The following is an 18,465-nucleotide window of genomic DNA, read 5'->3' on the forward strand; positions in this document are numbered from 1 at the left end:
GTGCCCTTGATGCTGTCGGGAATGACGCTGGCGCTCAGGGCTTCGAGGGAGTCGAAGCCGAGGGTGTTGAGCATGGCTTGCTCGTCACCGGCGCGGGGGCCGATGTGGCGGGCGATGAATTCATTGGCGGTGCTGAGATTGATAGTCATGGCAGGCTCCTCAGGCTTCGGCTTGGGCTTTGATCAGGCGGTCGTAGGCGTCCTGATCCAGCAGTTGGCCGACAGCGGCAGCGTCAGCGGGCTGGAAACGGAAGAACCAGCCTTCGCCCAGCGGGTCTTCGTTGACCAGCTCAGGGCTGGCGTCCAGCGCCGGGTTCACTTCCAGCACTTCTCCGTCCAGTGGCATGTACACGCCGCTGGCGGCTTTTACCGATTCCACGGTGGCTGCTTCAGCGCCTTTGTCGTAGGACTGCAACTCTGGCAGTTGTACGAAAACCACGTCGCCCAGAGCGTTCTGCGCGAAAGCGGTGATGCCGACTGTGACAGTGCCGTCAGCTTCGGTGCGCAGCCATTCGTGATCTTCAGTAAAACGCAACTCGCTCATGGAAACTCCTAAGGGGGCCAGACTCGTCTGGTGGACGCGATTGAATGCTTGGGCAATGCCCTGGTTTATGGGGGCTTACTAAGCAAAAAGGCGGCCAATGTTGTTTTATTGTTATAAATCAACAAGTTAAGATTATATTGGGTCAAGCTGAGTTCGCAGGCTGTAGCGAAATCGCTACGGCCGCAGCAGGAGAAAAAAGCTGAAGTGGATCAAAGCCTTGCGCAGGGCTGGTTGCAGAGGGGTGTAGCGAAATCGTTCCGCTGTAGCGCTTTCAGTACAGGTGAAGGTCGCTTTTGAATCGATCGTTCCCACGCTCTGCGTGGGAATGCCTCTTGTGACGCTCTGCGTCACGCTTTGGGACGCAGAGCGTCCCGGGCTGCATTCCCACGCGGAGCGTGGGAACGATCAATTTCAAGGCTGTTTGGGGATGCCGTACTTGCGCAATCGATGAGCGATGGCGGTATGAGACGTTTGCAGGCGGCTGGCCAGTTGGCGGGTCGAGGGGTAGCTGACGTAGAGCTTTTCCAGCAGGGTTTTCTCGAACTCATCCATGGCCTGCTCCAGGCTGTCGATATCCTGATCGCTCTGGCGTGCCACCGAGGTGCCAGCGATGTCGAGGTCGCCAATGTCCACCAGGCTGCTTTCACAAATGGCCGCTGCACGGAAAATCACGTTTTGCAGTTGCCGCACGTTGCCCGGCCAGCGGTTGCCGAGCAGCGCCGGGTAAGTGCCCGGCGCCAGGCGACAGACCGGGCGCTGGATCTGTGCGCAAGCCTGCTGCATGAAATAGCGGGCCAGGAGCAGGATGTCCTGGCCGCGTTCGCGCAGGGGCGGGACTTCGACATTGAGTACGTTGAGGCGGTAAAACAGGTCTTCGCGGAACAAGCCTTCGCTGACCATTTTCTCCAGGTCGCGGTGGGTCGCGCTGAGGATTCGCACGTTGACCTTGACCTCGCGATCGCCACCCACCCGACGGAAGCTGCCATCGTTGAGGAATCGCAGCAGCTTGGCCTGCAAGTACGGTGACATTTCGCCGATTTCGTCGAGAAACACCGTGCCCTGGTTGGCCAGTTCCATCAGCCCCGGCTTGCCGCCCCGTTGTGCCCCGGTAAAGGCGCCGGGGGCGTAGCCGAACAGTTCGCTTTCGGCGAGGTTCTCCGGCAGTGCCGCGCAATTCAATGCCAGGAACGGTGCGTTGTGGCGGGCGCTGATGGCATGGCAAGCCCGCGCCACCAGTTCTTTGCCGGTGCCGGTTTCGCCCTGGATCAACAGCGGCGCATCGAGTGCCGCCACCCGCTGCGCGCGAACCTTGAGCGTGCGAATGACCGGCGATTCGCCCAGCAACGCATCGAAGCCTTCAGCGTGATCATGGTGCAATGCCGACAGGCGCTCACCGATGCGATTGGGTTGATACAGGGTCAACAGGGCGCCAGCGTCGGTGATCGGCGTGGCGTCGAGCAACAAGGTCTGGCCGTTGACGGTGATCTCTCGCAACGGCAGGCGAAAACCGTGTTCGAGCAACGCATCGAGCAGCGCCGGATCGGCAAACAGGTCGGCGACACTTTCTCCGGCCGGCTCGCGACCGTACAGGGCAATCAACGCCGGGTTGGCCAGCAGCACCTTGCCAGCGCTGTCCAGCGCCAGCACCGGGTCGGTCATCGCCGCGAGCAGCGCATCGAGCTGCAGGTGCCGACGTTGCCCGGGAAGAATGTCGACCACGGTCATGGCTTGTACGCCCCGCACGCTCAACAGCGCATCACGCAACTCTTCCAGCACTTCGGGGCTCAGGGTCGGCGCGTCGATGTAGACGTTGGGCGGAACCATTTCCACCGCATCCAGGTTGAGGTTTCGTCCACCGAGCAAGGCCAGGACTTCCTGGGTAATGCCGACGCGATCGATGAAGCTGACGTGGATACGCATGGTGCAGTTTTGGGTTCTGGCGTGCGGAGGGTGGCAAGTATGCCTTGGGGCGGGCTAATGGTGAAATCCTGCGTGGACTTCAATGCCGGGGGTTAGACCCTTGTGGGAGCGAGCCTGCTCGCGAAGGCGTCGTGTCAGTCAACGAGGATGGCGACTGATACAGCGCTTTCGCGAGCAAGCCCACTCCCACAGTGGTTTGGGTTGAGCACAGAACGTGTGTTCGGGTTACTCGAAGTGTTCGGGGTTTACCGGATCACCGGATTTCATATTCAACTGCTGCCGGATGTCTTCGAACATCAAGTCGTAGTGCTTGTGGATCGAGCCGATCTGGCTGTGTGCCTTCGGAATCCCGTACTTCTCGGCAATTCTCGTCACATCCCTGGCGAAGTTGTAGGCCTCCTCCTTGGGCAGGAAGAAGGGCTCTGACATGTCCTTGCCTTGAATGTTGCCATGCATGGTGAACAGGATGCCTTTTTCACCTTTGTCATTGGTGCTGACTTCATAGTCGAGGTGCACGTTGTAACTGACATCGTCCGGTGTCAGCGCATGACGCTCGATGTGCAAGTGACCTGGCTCAAACTGTGCCATGGACTTCTCTCCTTACAAGTAAGTAATGCCAGGTGTCGCTGTGCTGATGCGTGTGCCAGCCTTGCCCTGGACGATCGCCTCGATGTCCGCCAGAGAGCCGATCACCGCGACTTTTCCAGTATGGCGTGCGAACTCGCAGGCTGCCTGCACCTTCGGTCCCATGGAGCCAGCGGCGAAGCCGAGCTTTTCCATTTCGTCGGGGTGCGCCTGGGCGATGGCTTTCTGCGTCGGTTTACCGAAATCGATAAAGGCGGCGTTGACGTCGGTGGCGATCACCAACAGATCGGCTTCCAGCTGTTCGGCCAACAGCGCCGAGCACAGGTCTTTGTCGATCACAGCTTCCACGCCCTCAAGTTTGCCGGGTGCGGTGTACATGGTGGGGATGCCGCCACCGCCGGCACAGATCACGATGCTGCCTTTTTCCAGCAGCCATTTGATCGGGCGGATTTCGAAGATGCGCTTGGGTTTGGGGCTGGCGACCACGCGGCGGAATTTGTCGCCGTCGGGGGCGATGGCCCAGCCTTTTTCGGCAGCCAGTTTTTCTGCCTCGGCCTTGCCGTACACCGGGCCAATGGGTTTGCTGGGTTTCTGGAAGGCCGGGTCGTTGGCATCGACTTCGACCTGGGTCAGCAAGGTGGCGAAGGGCACCTCGAAGTCCAGCAGGTTGCCCAGCTCCTGTTCGATGATGTAGCCGATCATGCCCTCGGTTTCGGCGCCGAGGACGTCCAGCGGGTAAGGTGACACCGAGGTGTAGGCGGCCGCTTGCAGCGATAGCAGGCCGACTTGCGGGCCATTGCCGTGGGCGATGACCAGTTGGTTGCCGGGATGGATCTTGGCGATCTGCTCGGTGGCGATCCGGATATTGGCGCGCTGGTTGTCCGCGGTCATGGGTTCACCCCGGCGGAGCAGGGCGTTACCGCCCAGAGCAACGACGATACGCATGGTGCATGTCCTTTCAGTTTGATCGTTCCCACGCAGAGCGTGGGAACGATCGGATGGAGGGGGCTTCAGTCCTTACAGATCCGCCAGTGTCGACACCAGAATCGCCTTGATCGTGTGCATGCGGTTCTCCGCTTGCTCGAAAGCGATGCAGGCCGGCGACTCGAACACGTCATCGGTCACTTCGATGCCGTTCTTCAGGTGCGGGTACTGCTCGGCAATCTGTTTGCCGACTTTGGTGTCGCTGTTGTGGAAGGCCGGCAGGCAGTGCATGAACTTGGTGCGCGGGTTGCCGGTGGCTTTCATCAGCTCGGCATTCACCTGATACGGCAGCAATTGCTGGATGCGTTCGGCCCAGGCTTCAACCGGCTCGCCCATAGAGACCCAGACGTCGGTGTGGATGAAGTCCACGCCCTTGACCGCCGCTTTCGGGTCTTCGGTGAGAGTGATGCGCGCGCCGCTTTCCTCTCCGTATTTTTTGCAGCGTGCCACCAGGTCGTCCGCCGGCCACAGGGCTTTCGGCGCGCAGATGCGCACGTCCATGCCCAGCTTGGCGCCGATCAGCAGCAGCGAGTTGCCCATGTTGTTACGCGCATCCCCAAGGTAGGCATAGCTGATTTCGTGGATCGGCTTGTCGGCGTGTTCACGCATGGTCAGCACGTCGGCGATCATTTGTGTCGGGTGATATTCATCGGTCAGGCCGTTGAATACAGGCACGCCGGCAAACTTGGCCAGCTCCTCGACGATTTCCTGTTTGAAGCCACGGTACTCGATGGCGTCATACATGCGCCCGAGCACGCGGGCGGTGTCCTTCATGCTTTCCTTGTGGCCGATCTGCGAGGAGTTCGGGTCGATGTAGGTGACATTGGCACCCTGGTCATAGGCGGCGACTTCGAACGCACAGCGGGTGCGGGTCGAGGTTTTCTCGAAGATCAGCGCGATGTTGTTGCCCTTGAGGTGTTGCTGTTCGGTGCCGGTGTATTTGGCCCGCTTGAGATCGCGGGACAGGTCGAGCAGGTAGCGCAATTCGCGAGGGGTGTGGTGTTCCAGGCTCAGCAGATTGCGGTTATGGATATTGAACGCCATTTTGGATCTCCTAAGGTGTCGGTTATCCCGTTGGCCCGCGCTCGGTCGGTGCGGGCCAAGGCTGATAGGTTAGTAGTCGATCGGATCGCGGATGATCGGGCAGGTCATGCAATGGCCGCCGCCGCGACCGCGTCCCAGTTCACCTGCGCTGATGGTGATGACTTCCACACCGGCCTTGCGCAGCAGGGTGTTGGTGTAGGTGTTGCGGTCGTAGCCGATGACCACACCGGGCTCCACGGCGACCACGTTGTTGCCGTCGTCCCATTGCTCGCGTTCGGCGGCGAAACTGTTGCCGCCGGTTTCGACGACGCGCAGGGCCTTGAGGTTGAGGGCCTTGGCCACGGTGTCGAGGAAGTTGGTTTCTTCGCGGCGGATATCGATGCCGCCCGGCTTGCTTTCATCGGGGCGCAGGGTGAAGGCGACAATCTGGTTCACCACTTCCGGGAAAATGGTCACCACATCGCGGTCACAGAAGCTGAACACGGTGTCCAGGTGCATCGCCGCGCGGGATTTAGGCAGGCCGGCGACGATGACTTTTTCCACGGCCTTGTGCTTGAACAGACTGACAGCCAGTTGGCCGATGGCTTGGCGGGACGAGCGTTCGCCCATGCCGATCAGGACCACGCCGTTGCCGATCGGCATCACATCGCCGCCTTCCAGAGTGGAACTGCCATGGTCCTTGTCCGGGTCGCCGTACCAGATCTGGAATTCAGCGTTGGTGAATTGCGGATGGAATTTGTAGATGGCGGTGGTCAGCAGGGTTTCCTGGCGACGTGCCGGCCAGTACATCGGGTTGAGCGTGACGCCACCGTAGATCCAGCACGTGGTATCGCGGGTGAACTGGGTGTTGGGGAGCGGCGGCAGGATGAAGCTGGAGTGGCCGAGGAATTCGCGGAACATCTGAATGGTCTTGCCGCCAAAACTGTCCGGCAGGTCATCGGCCGAGACACCACCGATCAGGAACTCGGCGATCTTGCGCGGTTCCAGGCTGCGCAGCCACGAGCCGGTTTCATTGATCAGGCCCAGGCCCACCGAATCGGCAGTGATCTTGCGCTCGAGAATCCAGTCCAGCGCTTCGGGGATGGCGACGATGTCGGTCAGCAGGTTGTGCATCTCCAGTACATCGACATTGCGTTCACGCATTTTGGTGACGAAATCGAAATGGTCGCGCTTGGCCTGTGCCACCCACAGCACATCATCGAACAGCAATTCGTCGCAGTTGTTCGGGGTCAGGCGCTGATGGGCGAGCCCTGGGGAGCAAACCATGACTTTGCGCAGTTTGCCGGCTTCGGAATGGACGCCGTACTTAACTTTTTCCGTGGTCATTTCAGTGAACCTCCAGATGGCAAATCAGTCGTGTTACAGGGTCAGGAAGCCGTCGTAGAGACCGTAGGCCGCCACCAGGGCGCCGACGACCACCGCGGCGAAAATCAGCTTCTCGACGTTGGTGAAAACCGGTTTCTTGAGTTCCAGCTTGGCCTTGGCGAACAGGATCACGCCGGGCGCATAGAGCAGGGCCGAGAGCAGCAGGTATTTCATGCCGCCGGCGTACAGCAGCCAGACCGCATAGATCAGGGCCACGGCACCAATGAACAGGTCCTTCTGACGCTCGCTCGCCGCGCCTTCGTAAGTTTCGCCGCGCACGGCCAACAACAGGGCGTACGCCGCCGACCACAGGTAAGGCACCAGGATCATCGAAGTGGCGAGGTAGATCAGCGACAGGTAGGTGCTGGCCGAAAACAATGTGATGACCAGGAATATCTGGACCATGGCATTGGTCAGCCACAGGGCGTTGACCGGTACCTGGTTGGCGTTTTCCTTGCGCAGGAACGCCGGCATGGTGTGGTCCTTGGCGGCGGCGAACATGATCTCCGCACACAGCAGCACCCACGACAGCAGTGCTCCGAGCAACGAGATGATCAGGCCGACGCTGATCAGCACCGCCCCCCACGGACCGACCACGTGTTCCAGCACGGCGGCCATCGACGGGTTCTGCAGCTTGGCCAGCTCCGGTTGGGTCAGGATGCCCAGCGACAGCACGTTCACCAGTACCAAAATCAGCAGCACGGTGATAAACCCGATCACCGTGGCCTTACCCACATCACTGCGTTTTTCCGCCCGGGCCGAGAAAATGCTCGCGCCCTCGATGCCGATGAACACCCACACGGTGACCAGCATCATGTTGCGCACCTGGTTCATGACGCTGCCAAGGTCCGGATTCTTCAGGCCCCAGATGTCGGCGGTGAAGATCTCCAGTTTGAAGGCGAAAATCGTAATCAGCACAAACAGTATCAGCGGTACGATCTTGGCGATCGTGGTCACCAGGTTGATGAATGCCGCTTCCTTGATTCCCCGCAGTACCAGCCAATGCACGGCCCACAGCAACACGGACGCACCGACCACGGCGGCGACGGTATTGCCCTCGCCGAACACCGGGAAGAAGTAACCCAGGGTGCTGAATAACAGGACGAAGTAACCAACGTTGCCCAGCCAGGCACTGATCCAGTAACCCCAGGCCGAAGAGAAACCCATGTAGTCGCCGAAACCGGCCTTGGCGTAGGCGTAGACCCCGCCATCCAGGTCGGGCTTGCGATTGGCCAGGGTCTGGAAGACAAAGGCCAGGGTGAGCATGCCGACGGCGGTGATCGCCCAGCCAATCAGAATGGCGCCGACATCGGCACTGGCCGCCATGTTTTGCGGCAGGGAAAAGATGCCGCCACCGATCATCGAACCGACGACCAGGGCAATCAGCGCGCCGAGTTTCAGTTTTCCGGGAGTTTCAGACATTGCATGACTCCATTGCAGGAGAAGAGAGGCAACAGACTAGGTCCGCCCGCCATTGAGCGGACTGACTCAGATCAGTGCAGGTCGACATTCCATTGTGAATAACCAAAAGATCGCTCATACAAAGCTAATGCCTGTAATGCTTGTCCCAGAGGCTTCGTTGAATTTTTATTGAAACTTTTTCGCATTCCTTGCGCCTTATGAAGCTAGCCCTTTTTTACCAATCCGCAAATTTTCGCGGAGGGTTCTCAGAACGGAATTGGCTTATCAAAAAAGTTGTATAAAGCAAAAAAATATATCGATGCCTATTGGGTTTTATCTGGCACTTGGATGGGCGTTTGTTGGCGTTATCCAATAAACGTCATTACGCTTCATCCATTTAGTTAACGCAGGTTATGTGACGATCTTGCGGCAATGGCCGCCCCTGGCAACTGGAGACGCCGCCATGTCGCAATCGACGCAAAAGCTTCGCCTGAGCGCACTGATCGCCCTGGTCGTCGGATCGATGATTGGCGGCGGTATCTTTTCCCTGCCGCAGAACATGGCGGCCAAGGCCGATGCGGGGGCGATCCTGATCGGCTGGGCCATTACGGCCGTCGGCATGCTGACCCTGGCCTTCGTCTTCCAGACCCTGGCCAATCGCAAGCCGGAACTGGACTCGGGGGTGTACGCCTACGCCAAGGCCGGTTTCGGCGACTATATGGGCTTCTCTTCGGCCTGGGGTTACTGGATCAGCGCCTGGCTGGGCAACGTCGGCTACTTCGTGCTGCTGTTCAGCACCCTGGGGTTTTTCTTTCCGGTGTTCGGCGAAGGCAACACCCCGACCGCCATCGCCTGTGCGTCTTTGCTGCTGTGGACGGTGCATTTCATAGTGATGCGCGGGATCAAGGAAGCCGCTTTCATCAACCTGTTGACGACCGTGGCCAAGATCGTGCCGCTGATCATGTTCATCGTGATCGCCGCCGTGGCGTTCAAGGCGGACATCTTCACCCGGGACATCTGGGGCCGCAGCAACCCGAGTTTCGGTAGCGTGATGGACCAGGTGCGCAACATGATGCTGGTCACCGTGTTCGTGTTCATCGGCATCGAGGGCGCCAGTGTCTACTCGGCGCGGGCGGAGAAGCGCGCGGATGTGGGCCGGGCCACGGTCATCGGTTTTCTCGGGGTGCTGGCGCTGCTGGTATTGGTCAACGTGCTTTCGCTGGGGATCCTCAGTCAGCCGGAACTGGCCACCTTGCAGAACCCGTCGCTGGCCTCGGTGCTCGAGCATATTGTCGGCCCGTGGGGCGCGTTGCTGATCAGTATCGGCCTGGGGATCTCACTGCTGGGCGCGTTGCTGTCCTGGGCATTGCTGTGTGCGGAGATCCTGTTCGCCACCGCGAAGGACAAGACCATGCCGGCATTCCTGACCAAGGAAAACGCCAACCATGTGCCGGTCAATGCGCTGTGGCTGACCAACATGATGATTCAGCTGTTTCTGCTGATCACGCTGTTTTCCGCCGGCACCTACACCAGCCTGATCTACCTCGCTTCATCGATGATCCTGGTGCCCTATCTGTGGTCGGCGGCTTATGCGGTGCTGCTGAGCGGTCGCGGTGAAACCTATGAGCACGCCTCCGCCGAACGCACCAAGGACCTGCTGATCGGCGGCATCGCCCTGAGTTATGCGGTGTGGTTGCTATATGCCGGCGGCGTGAAGTACCTGCTGCTCTCGGCCTTGCTCTACGCGCCCGGCGTGATCCTGTTCGCCAAGGCCAGGCATGAACAGGGCAAACCGCTGTTCACCACCCTCGAGAAGGGCATATTTACCTGTGTCATCAGCGCTGCCGGACTGGCGGCGTATGCGCTGTACAGCGGAGTGCTCAGCCTGTGAAGTTACTGCTGGCGTTCCAGCCACCCTACGATTGGCCGGCGATGTTGGGTTTTCTGTCGGCGCGGGCGATCACTGGAATGGAAGAAGTGATCGGCGACGTCTACTCACGCAGCATCGGCTTGAACGGGGTCCACGGCACGCTCGTTATCGGGCCTGCGACGGCGGACTCACTGGAACTGACGCTGGACTTTCCCGATGCCAACGCAGTGCCGGAGATCGTCGCCAGGCTGCGGCGGATGTTTGATCTGGATGCCGACCTGATCAGCATGCAACAGCATCTGTCGGCTGACCCACTGCTGGCACGACTAATTACAGACCGCCCAGGGCTGCGCGTACCGGGGACGTGGGACGGACTGGAACTGGCGATCCGCGCGGTGTTGGGGCAGCAGATTACCGTGGGCGCGGCTATCAAACTGGCCGGGAAGCTGGTGGCGCAATACGGCACACCCTTGAGCTCGCCGCGCGGTGGCCTGACCCATGTGTTTCCCGAAGCGGCGGTGCTGGCGGCGGCGGACCTTGCGACATTGGGGATGCCGAAAAGCCGAGGCCGTACGCTGTCTGGCGTGGCCCAGGCGGTGATCGATGATCCCCTGTTGTTTGAACCCGGTCGGCACGGCGGGGTGGCGCGGTTGCTGGCGCTGTATGGCATTGGCGATTGGACCGCGCAATACATCGCCCTGCGGCAGCTGCGGGAAATGGATGGGTTGCCGAATGGGGATGTGGGGTTGATCAATGCGTTGGCGACATTGGAGGGCGGGCCGGTGACGGCTCGGCAGTTGTTGGAGAGGGCTGAGGGATGGCGGCCGTATCGGGGGTATGCGGCGCAGTTGTTGTGGAGTTCGTTGAGTCGGCCGGACTGAGGGTTGATTCATCCACGTGGCCTCCATGGACAGACCCTTTTGTAGGAAAAGGATTGTTTCTTCTGGAGAAACTTCTGAATCGTCTTTTTGACCCTGCCGTGAGGGTCGTAACGCTGTTAGCGTCCGCTGCATTATTTCTGAACACCCTTCCAAGGATAAGGAGTTTGAAATGAATGCACCCTTTTAGTTCTTGTATGGCAATGCTGTTTCCCCAGAATACCTCCGCAGCCTGGACACCCCGCACTTCACTGAGCAGCACATTGCGCGATTCGATGAGGAAACCCAGGCGACTGTTCGCGAACAGCAGGCATACCTTGATGGCATCCCGCCATCGCCATCTTCCGCTTTGCCACCGAGGGCAGTCATACCAGTAACGGCGGAGTGATCCAGCAAGGGACCGGACTGCAGGAGTTCAAGCTGGAAAATGGACAGTCGGTGCGTGGAGCGCGCAAAGGCGACTACGTCATGTATGTCGATGGCAGTACGGCGCAGATCATCACAGGCGCCGGGCAGGTTAACAATGATGTGGCGTTGGTCGGCAGCTTGCTCAGCAATGGCGACGAGATCATCAATACGCCGCAGGACGGCTTGGTGTTTGTTGCGCGCGAAGGGGAGTCGATGGTTAAGGATTTTCTTCCATCTATCGCGGACTGAGCGATCAAGTCTGGCGCTGCCCAAGGCTGTCTCAGTTCGGCGTTGCTTGAATGCTGACGCAACTGACGGTCGCAACCCCTCGTCGTAAACCTTCTGGACTCGACCGGAAGTCATGGAGAAGAAATTCAATGAGAGAAGGACATTTCATCGGTTTGAATGACCGAACCACCTGTGGCGGCACAGTTCTCGATGGTGACACCCGGATCATGATGTATGGCGTTGCCCACGCCTGCGATGGTGATCGAGTCACCTGTGGAAAGGACAGGAAGACGTATCGGATCGTCGGTGGCATCTCGTACATGACCAGTCATGGAAGGCCCATGGCTGGCACGCTGGATAGCTACAGCAATTGCCCTTGTAAGGCCAGTCTGATCCCCACGGTACTCACGGCAACTTACACGAAAGCGGACGCTTCACCGCCGGTGTCCAGAAGAGCGGCTGAGCCAACCGCACCCGCCGCTAGCACTCAGCCGGCAGTGCCACGTCAATCCGGTTTCGCCCCTTCAAGTCATCCGGCTCCAGCCGCATTCAACAGAACAGACTTACCGGAACCGGGCTTCTACGTTGTTCCCCACAGCATGAGCCGCGAACAACTGGAGGCCGCGCTTTTCCCCTCGCGCCAACACGCCACCCTGAACAAGTTCCAGGCGCTCAACCCTGGTCGAAGCGATCTCAAAGCCGGTTCGATGATTGTGCTGAGCGATCCGAACAACAGTTCCTGCACCTACCAGGAAGCCCAGCTGATGCAGGCCGCGCAACAGGTCAAGGCAGCCCTCGATCCCCTGACGCCAGCAGAAGCGGAGTTCATGTATCGCCACGGCGCCGAAATTGCCAGTTTTACCGGCGATACTTCGACCGTTCTCGGCGTCAGCGCAGCGGTAATGGAGAAGCACCTGATCCGCCTGCGCGACACCCTCCAGGGCATAGAGCGCCTGCATCAGGAAACCTATCGCCAGCATGGCAACCTGAGATCGAAGCCGTTTGTTGCCGAGCGCCAGCGTCTGCTCGCCCAGCTGGATGCCCACCTGCTGAACTCCACGCGCCTTCGTGGTGTGACCACCTTGGGTGATCACCCCAAATTGAAGACCGCCCTCGGCATTTCCAGTCGTAGCCTGGTGCATCACTGGGACAAGGCTGGGGCGCCGGGGCCGATACCGGGTTATGCCACCCATGTGAATGCGATCAGTCGGGCTGCCAAGTACATGAGCACCGGTGGTTACATAGGCATTGGTATTGGCGGGGTTTCTTCGCTGCTGGTTATTCAGGAAGTTTGTGTTGGGGATTCTGGTGCGGCTTGCGAGAAGGTTAGATTTACTGAGGGTGGAAAATTCATCGGGTCCATCGTTGGTGGCATTGTGGGTGCAGAGTTAGGCAAATATGCCAGTGCGCCTGTCTGCCTGGCGCTTGGATACACTACAGGCATTGGGGGCGTTGTCTGCATTGCGACCTTGATAGGTGGTGGGGCATGGCTGGGTACGACCCGTGGTGGTGATGGAGGAGAGTTTTTAGGCGAAAAAATATACGAAGGCTCAACGCCATGATCGACATGTGGCCAACCTGGGTTTCCATAACTGTTGTTGGGGGACCATTCCTACTGGGGGTTGTGGGTATCGCGTACTCCCTATATTTAGGCCGTCATCTGGATGTGATGATGGGGGCCCTGAAGAACAGTCGCTATATCGCGATCTGGGGGCCGGGCCTGAGGACTCAGGGATGGTTTGGGTGCCTTATGCTGGTAGCAAAAATCGCCGGGATGGTAATGATGCCAAACGCATCAATCCGCAGTGGTGAACTGGACCCCGAGGATATTAAAAACTTCCCTCCTCATCTGAAGCGTCTACTAAAAATAAAAGCTGTCATGTTGGTTGGTAGTGGTGTTTGGCTGTTGATTGGATCTTTGCTGGTGAAATTCAGGTAAGAGGGCAGGCCATAACCGTCCCGCACACAAAAAATCTGACAATCTCGATTTTGGCGGTGTCGGGGCGAATTCCAGCCCCTCCGACTCAGTGACCTGAATGCGACAGGATTTTTCGGCAAGAATGCGTTTTACTTCGTCAAAGATCCTTCGCAGAGGTAATGCTCATGCCCATCATCGAAAGCGACTGGAAGAAGTTCAAGGAACTGCGCAAGCTGGCGCTCGATCGTTTCTGCCAGGGTGTGTTGGCCGATGCCAAGACCATCACTGAGCATGGTGCGCTTTCGGCTCAAGCCAGGTATGGGATGCTTTATCGGCTGATGCGCGACCGGGATAATGACATCGTCCGGACTTTCGATCCTTACAGTCGCTCTAGCGCACTGATGGCTTTGAGAATGATGGTCAGACACGACTTGCTGACCGATGCAGAGCTGTCGGTCCTCAGCGAAGCGGCGCGGGAAGAGATTGCTGACGTGGTTCGCCAGCCCTATGAGATTGAATGGGCAGATGAGATAGTGCAGCAGGACTGACAACCGCTATCACCCGCCTTCTACCAGAGAACCAGGATGTTGATCTTCAATTGCACCGAAGCCGCCAGCAACTTTTTCAGTCGTGTGCACAAAGGCAAGAAAATCTCCCCGGTGGGTAAACCACCATCGCCCATTATTGAGGACGATGCGCCTGATGCGTCAGCCGAACAGTGGCTGGTCCACGCGATTACCGTTCAACGCAAGCACGTGCTGTTCGTCATCCATGTGCAAACCCGGTACTGCATGATTTTCGCGCACGCGAAAAAAGCCGATTTGGAAGGCTTTGTTGATCGTTTTGCCGAGCGTTGGATAAACGGCCTGGTCCGCCATGCGGGCCAGCACGACATCCTTCAATGGGTCGATGACGAGCCGATGATGGAGCGTTTCCTTGAGAGTTGCCGCGAGCAGGTGTTTTACAAACGCGGGCATCGCGGTGCGCAAAAACACCTCAATGAGATTTCGTGGGTATTCGAGGATTGCGCCGCCGAATGGGGCACGTTGCCCCCGGATGAATTCGCGGCTGGCCGTTTCGACAGTGATATGAATGACACCCTGAGAGGGAGTAAAGGCCACAAGGACTATTACCACCCTGATGAGGAAATGATCGTTCACTGGTTACGTCGTTACGCTGGCCTTGATGAGTCTCACATTCAAGCCGCCCGTGAGCGGCGCATGGAGGTGAAGCGGGAGATATGGGCGCTGGAGGATCGACTTCGGCAAGCGCTCGAGCCATTGCAGTAATGCAGACATGGACGGAGGGTTGATCCTTGCATCGGCAAGTTACCTCGCTACAGAGTTCGATTACTCGGGAATCAGCCGTGTGACCTTCTTGTAAAGCGAAGCGGTGAATTCCTCACTGTCGCTCGAATGATGACAACGACGATGGCAGTTCGGGCAGAGTGCTACGGCGTTGGTGACTTGATCCGAGCCTTTTTCGGCGAGGGGCTTAACGTGGTGGACTTCCAGATAAGGCAACCCAAGTTTTTGAAACGGAGCAGGTTCGCCACAGCCATCGCAATGACCTTCGGCTTCATTTCGCACCCACGCTCGCACCTCGGGATCACGCACATAGACTGTGCCAGAGCTTGCTGCTCGTTTCGGTTTTTTAATACCTTTTGGCGGCTCCTTGATCTTTTGCTTTTGAAGCGCAGCAGCACGTCGCTCTAGCGTTTGTTCATCAGCTGTCGGAGCGGTGGGGTCGCCGGGCTGAACGCCTCGTTCGGTGAGCGCTGCTCGAATTAACTGCTCAACATTCGAACCAACGTTCTTGGCAGGCTTATACCCCTTGATGAATTCTCGATCCATCTTCATCAGTACCGTAGAGATGTTCTGCATCCGGAATTCGACGGAGCCTTTGGTGCGGGTGGGTAAGGCCGCTTCGCGTAGAGCAAGATTTTCTACAGTCTTCACGAATTTCTGACCGCTTAGTTCTAGCGCGAGCATTTTTAGATAGGCATCCACCGCGGCCCTGATCTCTGAAACGCTCCAGTCGCTGTCTTTTATCGTTTCGCTCATAGAATCGCCGAGAGTTGAAAACCCTCGGACGATACTGAGTGGCCACTACGGCTGTCTACGAATTTTCCTACAAGAAATAGCGGCGTTTCTTACAGAAGATCCTACCGGCGCATTATCTAGCCCATCGAATGGAGTTTTCCTAATCCATAAAAAAGCCCCCGAACAAGTCGAGGGCTTTCAGATGTTCGATTTGCCGATTCAAGTCGTCAAATCGTGGCTAGCTTGGAAATCAATCCCAGCTAAGCGCCCCACCAGTCTGATACTCAATAACCCGAGTCTCAAAGAAGTTCTTCTCCTTCTTCAAGTCCATGATCTCGCTCATCCAAGGGAACGGGTTAGTCGTCCCTGGGTACTCTTCCTTCAGACCGATCTGCGACAGGCGACGGTTAGCGATGAACTTGAGGTAGTCCTCCATCATCGCCGCGTTCATGCCCAGCACGCCGCGAGGCATGGTGTCGCGGGCGTATTCGATTTCCAGTTGGGTGCCTTGCAGGATCATCTGCGAAGCTTCTTCCTTCATTTCGGCGTCCCACAGGTGTGGGTTTTCGATTTTGATCTGGTTGATCACGTCGATGCCGAAGTTCAGGTGCATGGATTCGTCGCGCAGGATGTACTGGAACTGCTCGGCGACGCCGGTCATTTTGTTGCGGCGGCCCATGGAGAGGATCTGGGTGAAGCCGCAGTAGAAGAAGATGCCTTCCAGGACGCAGTAGTAGGCGATCAGGTTGCGCAGCAGCTCTTTGTCGGTTTCGACGGTGCCGGTTTCGAACTTCGGATCGGAGATCGAACGGGTGTATTTCAGGCCCCAGGTGGCTTTTTTCGCGACCGATGGGATCTCGTGGTACATGTTGAAGATTTCGCCTTCATCCATGGCCAGCGATTCGATGCAGTACTGGTAGGCGTGGGTGTGGATCGCCTCTTCGAAGGCCTGGCGCAGGATGTACTGGCGGCATTCCGGGTTGGTGATCAGGCGGTACACGGCCAGGACCAGGTTGTTGGCAACCAGGGAGTCGGCGGTGGAGAAGAAGCCGAGGTTACGCATCACGATGCGGCGCTCGTCGTCGGTCAGGCCTTCCGGGTTTTTCCAGAGGGCGATGTCGGCGGTCATGTTGACTTCTTGCGGCATCCAGTGGTTTGCGCAGCCGTCCAGGTACTTCTGCCAGGCCCAGTCGTACTTGAAGGGTACGAGCTGGTTGAGGTCGGCACGGCAGTTGATCATGCGCTTTTCATCGACAGCGACACGGGCGGAGGCGCCTTCGAGTTCGGCGAGGCCTTCGGCGACGTCGAGGGAATCCAGGGCAGCCTTGGCGCGGGCGACGGCAGCGGAGTCCGCAGCGGTCACGGCGCGAGCTTCCAGGGCGGCGGCACCGCCGGCGCTGTCGAGACGGTCCATGTTGGCTTCGGTGGCGTGGCCGGCGTTGGCGCTCTTGGCTACTACTTCCGTGTCTTCTTTGTCGAATTCGTCCCAGCTCAGCATGACGTGTCGTCTCCTGCGTGAGGGCCAGTGTGCCCGTGTGAAAATTGAAGGGTTGGTTTTTTCACACGGCGGTGCTGGCCGCGTTGGATATCGTTTTTTGCAGCGGTGCTACGCAGGCAAATAAACATAATTTTGTACGGGGTTCCGAGAGCCACTGATGGGCGCAAATCAGCATCGAATGCTGCTGCGGGGCTTCAGACTGGCTTTTCATCCCTGTAAGGGGATATTGCAGGCCCGTTTAAGGCCGCATTATATGGAAATTTTCACGGTCGTGGTGGGGCGAATCCGCGCATGGCACGGTCGAGAGGGCGGGTTTTTCGGTCGGAGCGAGGGTTTACAGGGCTTTGGCGGGTGAAGATTTTTTTTCGTAAAAATGGCGGGGTATCGGTTTTGTTCAAAAAGTAAGCAAAAAGTGGCCTTTTTTACTACATCTTGTGTTTGTGGGCGTTTTTTGACCAGTCCAGACACAACTGAGCCCGACGTTAGCCGGGCTGGAATCGACCTTCAGCACGCGGCTGAGTGGGCCGGATTCGGCGCAGTCAATCAGCCGCTGGAGCAGCCGTTACCCATGACGCTGTAACGCAGGATATGGCGCTGGCCCTTGGAGTCGTCATATTCCATTTTCATCGGGACAACTTCGCATACATTGGGAACTTCGCTCATTGAAATAACTTTGGCGATGTCCAGGTGCATCGAGTAAGTGTAATCCTCGATGGCCGGTTGTTGCTGCGCGACATCAGTCTGGGCCTCGTCTGCCATGGCGGTTGCGCACAGACTGCTGAGGGCCAGTACCAATAAAGCTTTCATTTAATATTTACCTTTCTAAGGGCGAAGGGGGTCACGCAACCTTTTTGAGGTTGCGTGTGGAACTGCACTACTTGGATTTGGGTTAACTGCCTTCGTGGGGGCTGTAACTCGGTTAACTCAGTTTGCCGGGTTGGCGGAGCGAATTTTAGGCGCGGGGGTGGGATTCATATAGGCATGGTTTTGATAAACACCTTTGACGGATTTTGTAACAATCCCTGGATAACTTTGATAATGCGTCTGTCTGGTGCCCCATGGTGTTTTCGAGTTTTTCGCGAGCAGGCTCGCTCCTACAGGGGGTCCAGGTACACCCGTAACAGTCAGGTCGGCTTTAAGGCCGCCTCGGTTTGGCTTTTGATCTGGGTGCTCCGTTAACCACGATGGCCGAACGCAGGCATTGCGCAGTGGGGAAACCGGCAGGACGCCGGTTTAGCCGAGCTGGGCCAGGGACGGCCCATCGTGGCGACCCACGGAGCAATGCCTTCGTTCTGGCATGCCGAGCCTAAGCGAGGCACCGAGTGGTGGGGCAAAGCCTTTTGCTTCCTTTTTGCTGGGCCGGCACTCCGGCGTTTGAAAAAGGGAGTCGCCGTAAGGGCGAAACCATAAGTCGCCGTTACCGCAGCAATGGATATGCACTCCCACAATAAATCTCACATATAGCTTCCTGTTACGCTTCGCATAACCGCTGCGCACGGCTCAATTAACGCGTCGTCAGTGGAACGCAGAGCGTCCCTGGCGGCATTCCCACGCAGAGCGTGGGAACGATCAGTACAGGGGGGAGGGAGAAAGTTGGGACATTTGTTCCAGGCGTGTTTTGCGGTTATCAGGACGTTTTGTGTGGGCTTGTTACTACCATCGTCGAATGGTTCTATAGGCGCCGCCCGGCTAAAACAGGGTCATACAAAAACAACTATTCCACCGAGGTAAGAAAGATGAGTGCGGCTTCCCTGTATCCCGTTCGTCCCGAGGTTCTGGCC

The 18,465-nt window shown here is 58.0% G+C and carries 18 protein-coding genes and 1 pseudogene; 8 read left to right on the forward strand and 11 right to left on the reverse strand.

What is annotated here, in order from left to right:
• The 8 genes from AC3WWR_RS29180 to arcD (AC3WWR_RS29215) all read right to left on the reverse strand — a co-directional run.
• Positions 1–149 (reverse strand): hypothetical protein (locus AC3WWR_RS29180; protein ID WP_492599281.1); only part of this gene is annotated, 149 nt, incomplete at its 3' end.
• A 10-nt stretch (positions 150–159) separates the two neighbouring features.
• On the reverse strand, positions 160–543 hold the full coding sequence (gene gcvH, locus AC3WWR_RS29185) for a glycine cleavage system protein GcvH (RefSeq protein WP_110755284.1): 384 nt from the start codon (positions 541–543) through the stop codon (positions 160–162).
• A 411-nt stretch (positions 544–954) separates the two neighbouring features.
• Complete coding sequence (gcsR, locus tag AC3WWR_RS29190) at positions 955–2,463, reverse strand: transcriptional regulator GcsR (protein ID WP_020800261.1); 1,509 nt, start codon at positions 2,461–2,463, stop codon at positions 955–957.
• A 225-nt stretch (positions 2,464–2,688) separates the two neighbouring features.
• Complete coding sequence (locus AC3WWR_RS29195; protein ID WP_020800262.1) at positions 2,689–3,051, reverse strand: DUF5064 family protein; 363 nt, start codon at positions 3,049–3,051, stop codon at positions 2,689–2,691.
• A gap of 12 nt (positions 3,052–3,063) precedes the next feature.
• Positions 3,064–3,993 carry a carbamate kinase gene (arcC, locus tag AC3WWR_RS29200; RefSeq protein ID WP_020800263.1) on the reverse strand — a complete coding sequence of 310 codons (930 nt, stop codon included), beginning with the start codon at positions 3,991–3,993 and terminating at the stop codon, positions 3,064–3,066.
• A gap of 72 nt (positions 3,994–4,065) precedes the next feature.
• Positions 4,066–5,076, reverse strand: coding sequence for an ornithine carbamoyltransferase (locus AC3WWR_RS29205; RefSeq protein ID WP_020800264.1), 1,011 nt, complete (start codon positions 5,074–5,076; stop codon positions 4,066–4,068).
• 69 nt (positions 5,077–5,145) lie between these two features.
• On the reverse strand, positions 5,146–6,402 hold the full coding sequence (gene arcA / locus AC3WWR_RS29210) for an arginine deiminase (protein ID WP_020800265.1): 1,257 nt from the start codon (positions 6,400–6,402) through the stop codon (positions 5,146–5,148).
• Positions 6,403–6,435: 33 nt separating this feature from the next.
• A complete protein-coding gene (gene arcD / locus AC3WWR_RS29215) occupies positions 6,436–7,863 on the reverse strand; it encodes an arginine-ornithine antiporter (protein WP_020800266.1) in 1,428 nt (475 codons plus the stop codon).
• A gap of 442 nt (positions 7,864–8,305) precedes the next feature.
• Here arcD (AC3WWR_RS29215) and arcD (AC3WWR_RS29220) point away from each other — a divergent pair, with 442 nt between their 5' ends.
• The 8 genes and pseudogenes from arcD (AC3WWR_RS29220) to AC3WWR_RS29255 all read left to right on the forward strand — a co-directional run bounded on the left by arcD (AC3WWR_RS29220) (position 8,306) and on the right by AC3WWR_RS29255 (position 14,433).
• Positions 8,306–9,733, forward strand: a complete 1,428-nt coding sequence (gene arcD, locus AC3WWR_RS29220; protein ID WP_020800267.1) for an arginine-ornithine antiporter — start codon at positions 8,306–8,308, stop codon at positions 9,731–9,733.
• Positions 9,730–10,593, forward strand: coding sequence for a DNA-3-methyladenine glycosylase family protein (locus tag AC3WWR_RS29225; protein ID WP_432668524.1), 864 nt, complete (start codon positions 9,730–9,732; stop codon positions 10,591–10,593). Before arcD (AC3WWR_RS29220) ends, AC3WWR_RS29225 begins: the two co-directional genes overlap by 4 nt.
• A 381-nt stretch (positions 10,594–10,974) precedes the next feature.
• Complete coding sequence (locus tag AC3WWR_RS29230; RefSeq protein ID WP_432668523.1) at positions 10,975–11,247, forward strand: hypothetical protein; 273 nt, start codon at positions 10,975–10,977, stop codon at positions 11,245–11,247.
• A 209-nt stretch (positions 11,248–11,456) separates the two neighbouring features.
• Positions 11,457–11,525, forward strand: a pseudogene (locus AC3WWR_RS29235) (PAAR domain-containing protein); the annotation flags it as partial.
• 300 nt (positions 11,526–11,825) lie between these two features.
• Positions 11,826–12,788, forward strand: a complete 963-nt coding sequence (locus AC3WWR_RS29240; RefSeq protein ID WP_492599282.1) for a hypothetical protein — start codon at positions 11,826–11,828, stop codon at positions 12,786–12,788.
• Positions 12,785–13,165, forward strand: a complete 381-nt coding sequence (locus tag AC3WWR_RS29245) for a hypothetical protein (RefSeq protein WP_042955789.1) — start codon at positions 12,785–12,787, stop codon at positions 13,163–13,165. Before AC3WWR_RS29240 ends, AC3WWR_RS29245 begins: the two co-directional genes overlap by 4 nt.
• 164 nt (positions 13,166–13,329) lie before the next feature.
• Positions 13,330–13,692: a hypothetical protein gene (locus tag AC3WWR_RS29250; RefSeq protein WP_489326225.1), complete on the forward strand. Its 363-nt coding sequence runs from the start codon at positions 13,330–13,332 to the stop codon at positions 13,690–13,692.
• A 36-nt stretch (positions 13,693–13,728) separates the two neighbouring features.
• Positions 13,729–14,433, forward strand: coding sequence for a DUF6933 domain-containing protein (locus tag AC3WWR_RS29255; RefSeq protein ID WP_492599280.1), 705 nt, complete (start codon positions 13,729–13,731; stop codon positions 14,431–14,433).
• 60 nt (positions 14,434–14,493) lie between these two features.
• On the opposite strand, the gene AC3WWR_RS29260 is transcribed toward AC3WWR_RS29255, so the two are convergent.
• The 3 genes from AC3WWR_RS29260 to AC3WWR_RS29270 all read right to left on the reverse strand — a co-directional run bounded on the left by AC3WWR_RS29260 (position 14,494) and on the right by AC3WWR_RS29270 (position 17,491).
• Positions 14,494–15,207 (reverse strand): HNH endonuclease, encoded by a 714-nt coding sequence (locus AC3WWR_RS29260; protein ID WP_020800275.1) that lies wholly within the window; start codon positions 15,205–15,207, stop codon positions 14,494–14,496.
• A 229-nt stretch (positions 15,208–15,436) separates the two neighbouring features.
• Complete coding sequence (locus AC3WWR_RS29265) at positions 15,437–16,684, reverse strand: ribonucleotide-diphosphate reductase subunit beta (protein ID WP_150772443.1); 1,248 nt, start codon at positions 16,682–16,684, stop codon at positions 15,437–15,439.
• A gap of 543 nt (positions 16,685–17,227) precedes the next feature.
• Entirely contained in the window at positions 17,228–17,491 is a 264-nt protein-coding gene (locus tag AC3WWR_RS29270; protein ID WP_008058016.1) for a DUF2790 domain-containing protein, read from the reverse strand.
• Between the last annotated feature and the right edge of the window lie 974 nt (positions 17,492–18,465).

The organism is Pseudomonas sp. EB271-G4-1, assembly GCF_058791355.1.

Bases quoted from the DNA above. Each gene is read 5' to 3' on its own strand.
- AC3WWR_RS29250 (WP_489326225.1), top strand. From the start codon at position 13,330: ATGCCCATCATCGAAAGCGACTGGAAGAAGTTCAAGGAACTGCGCAAG.
- AC3WWR_RS29255 (WP_492599280.1), top strand. From the start codon at position 13,729: ATGTTGATCTTCAATTGCACCGAAGCCGCCAGCAACTTTTTCAGTCGT.
- arcD (WP_020800267.1), top strand. From the start codon at position 8,306: ATGTCGCAATCGACGCAAAAGCTTCGCCTGAGCGCACTGATCGCCCTG.
- gcsR (WP_020800261.1), bottom strand. From the start codon at position 2,463: ATGCGTATCCACGTCAGCTTCATCGATCGCGTCGGCATTACCCAGGAA.
- AC3WWR_RS29270 (WP_008058016.1), bottom strand. From the start codon at position 17,491: ATGAAAGCTTTATTGGTACTGGCCCTCAGCAGTCTGTGCGCAACCGCC.
- AC3WWR_RS29195 (WP_020800262.1), bottom strand. From the start codon at position 3,051: ATGGCACAGTTTGAGCCAGGTCACTTGCACATCGAGCGTCATGCGCTG.
- arcD (WP_020800266.1), bottom strand. From the start codon at position 7,863: ATGTCTGAAACTCCCGGAAAACTGAAACTCGGCGCGCTGATTGCCCTG.
- gcvH (WP_110755284.1), bottom strand. From the start codon at position 543: ATGAGCGAGTTGCGTTTTACTGAAGATCACGAATGGCTGCGCACCGAA.
- arcA (WP_020800265.1), bottom strand. From the start codon at position 6,402: ATGACCACGGAAAAAGTTAAGTACGGCGTCCATTCCGAAGCCGGCAAA.
- arcC (WP_020800263.1), bottom strand. From the start codon at position 3,993: ATGCGTATCGTCGTTGCTCTGGGCGGTAACGCCCTGCTCCGCCGGGGT.
- AC3WWR_RS29245 (WP_042955789.1), top strand. From the start codon at position 12,785: ATGATCGACATGTGGCCAACCTGGGTTTCCATAACTGTTGTTGGGGGA.
- AC3WWR_RS29205 (WP_020800264.1), bottom strand. From the start codon at position 5,076: ATGGCGTTCAATATCCATAACCGCAATCTGCTGAGCCTGGAACACCAC.
- AC3WWR_RS29260 (WP_020800275.1), bottom strand. From the start codon at position 15,207: ATGAGCGAAACGATAAAAGACAGCGACTGGAGCGTTTCAGAGATCAGG.
- AC3WWR_RS29240 (WP_492599282.1), top strand. From the start codon at position 11,826: ATGAGCCGCGAACAACTGGAGGCCGCGCTTTTCCCCTCGCGCCAACAC.
- AC3WWR_RS29265 (WP_150772443.1), bottom strand. From the start codon at position 16,684: ATGCTGAGCTGGGACGAATTCGACAAAGAAGACACGGAAGTAGTAGCC.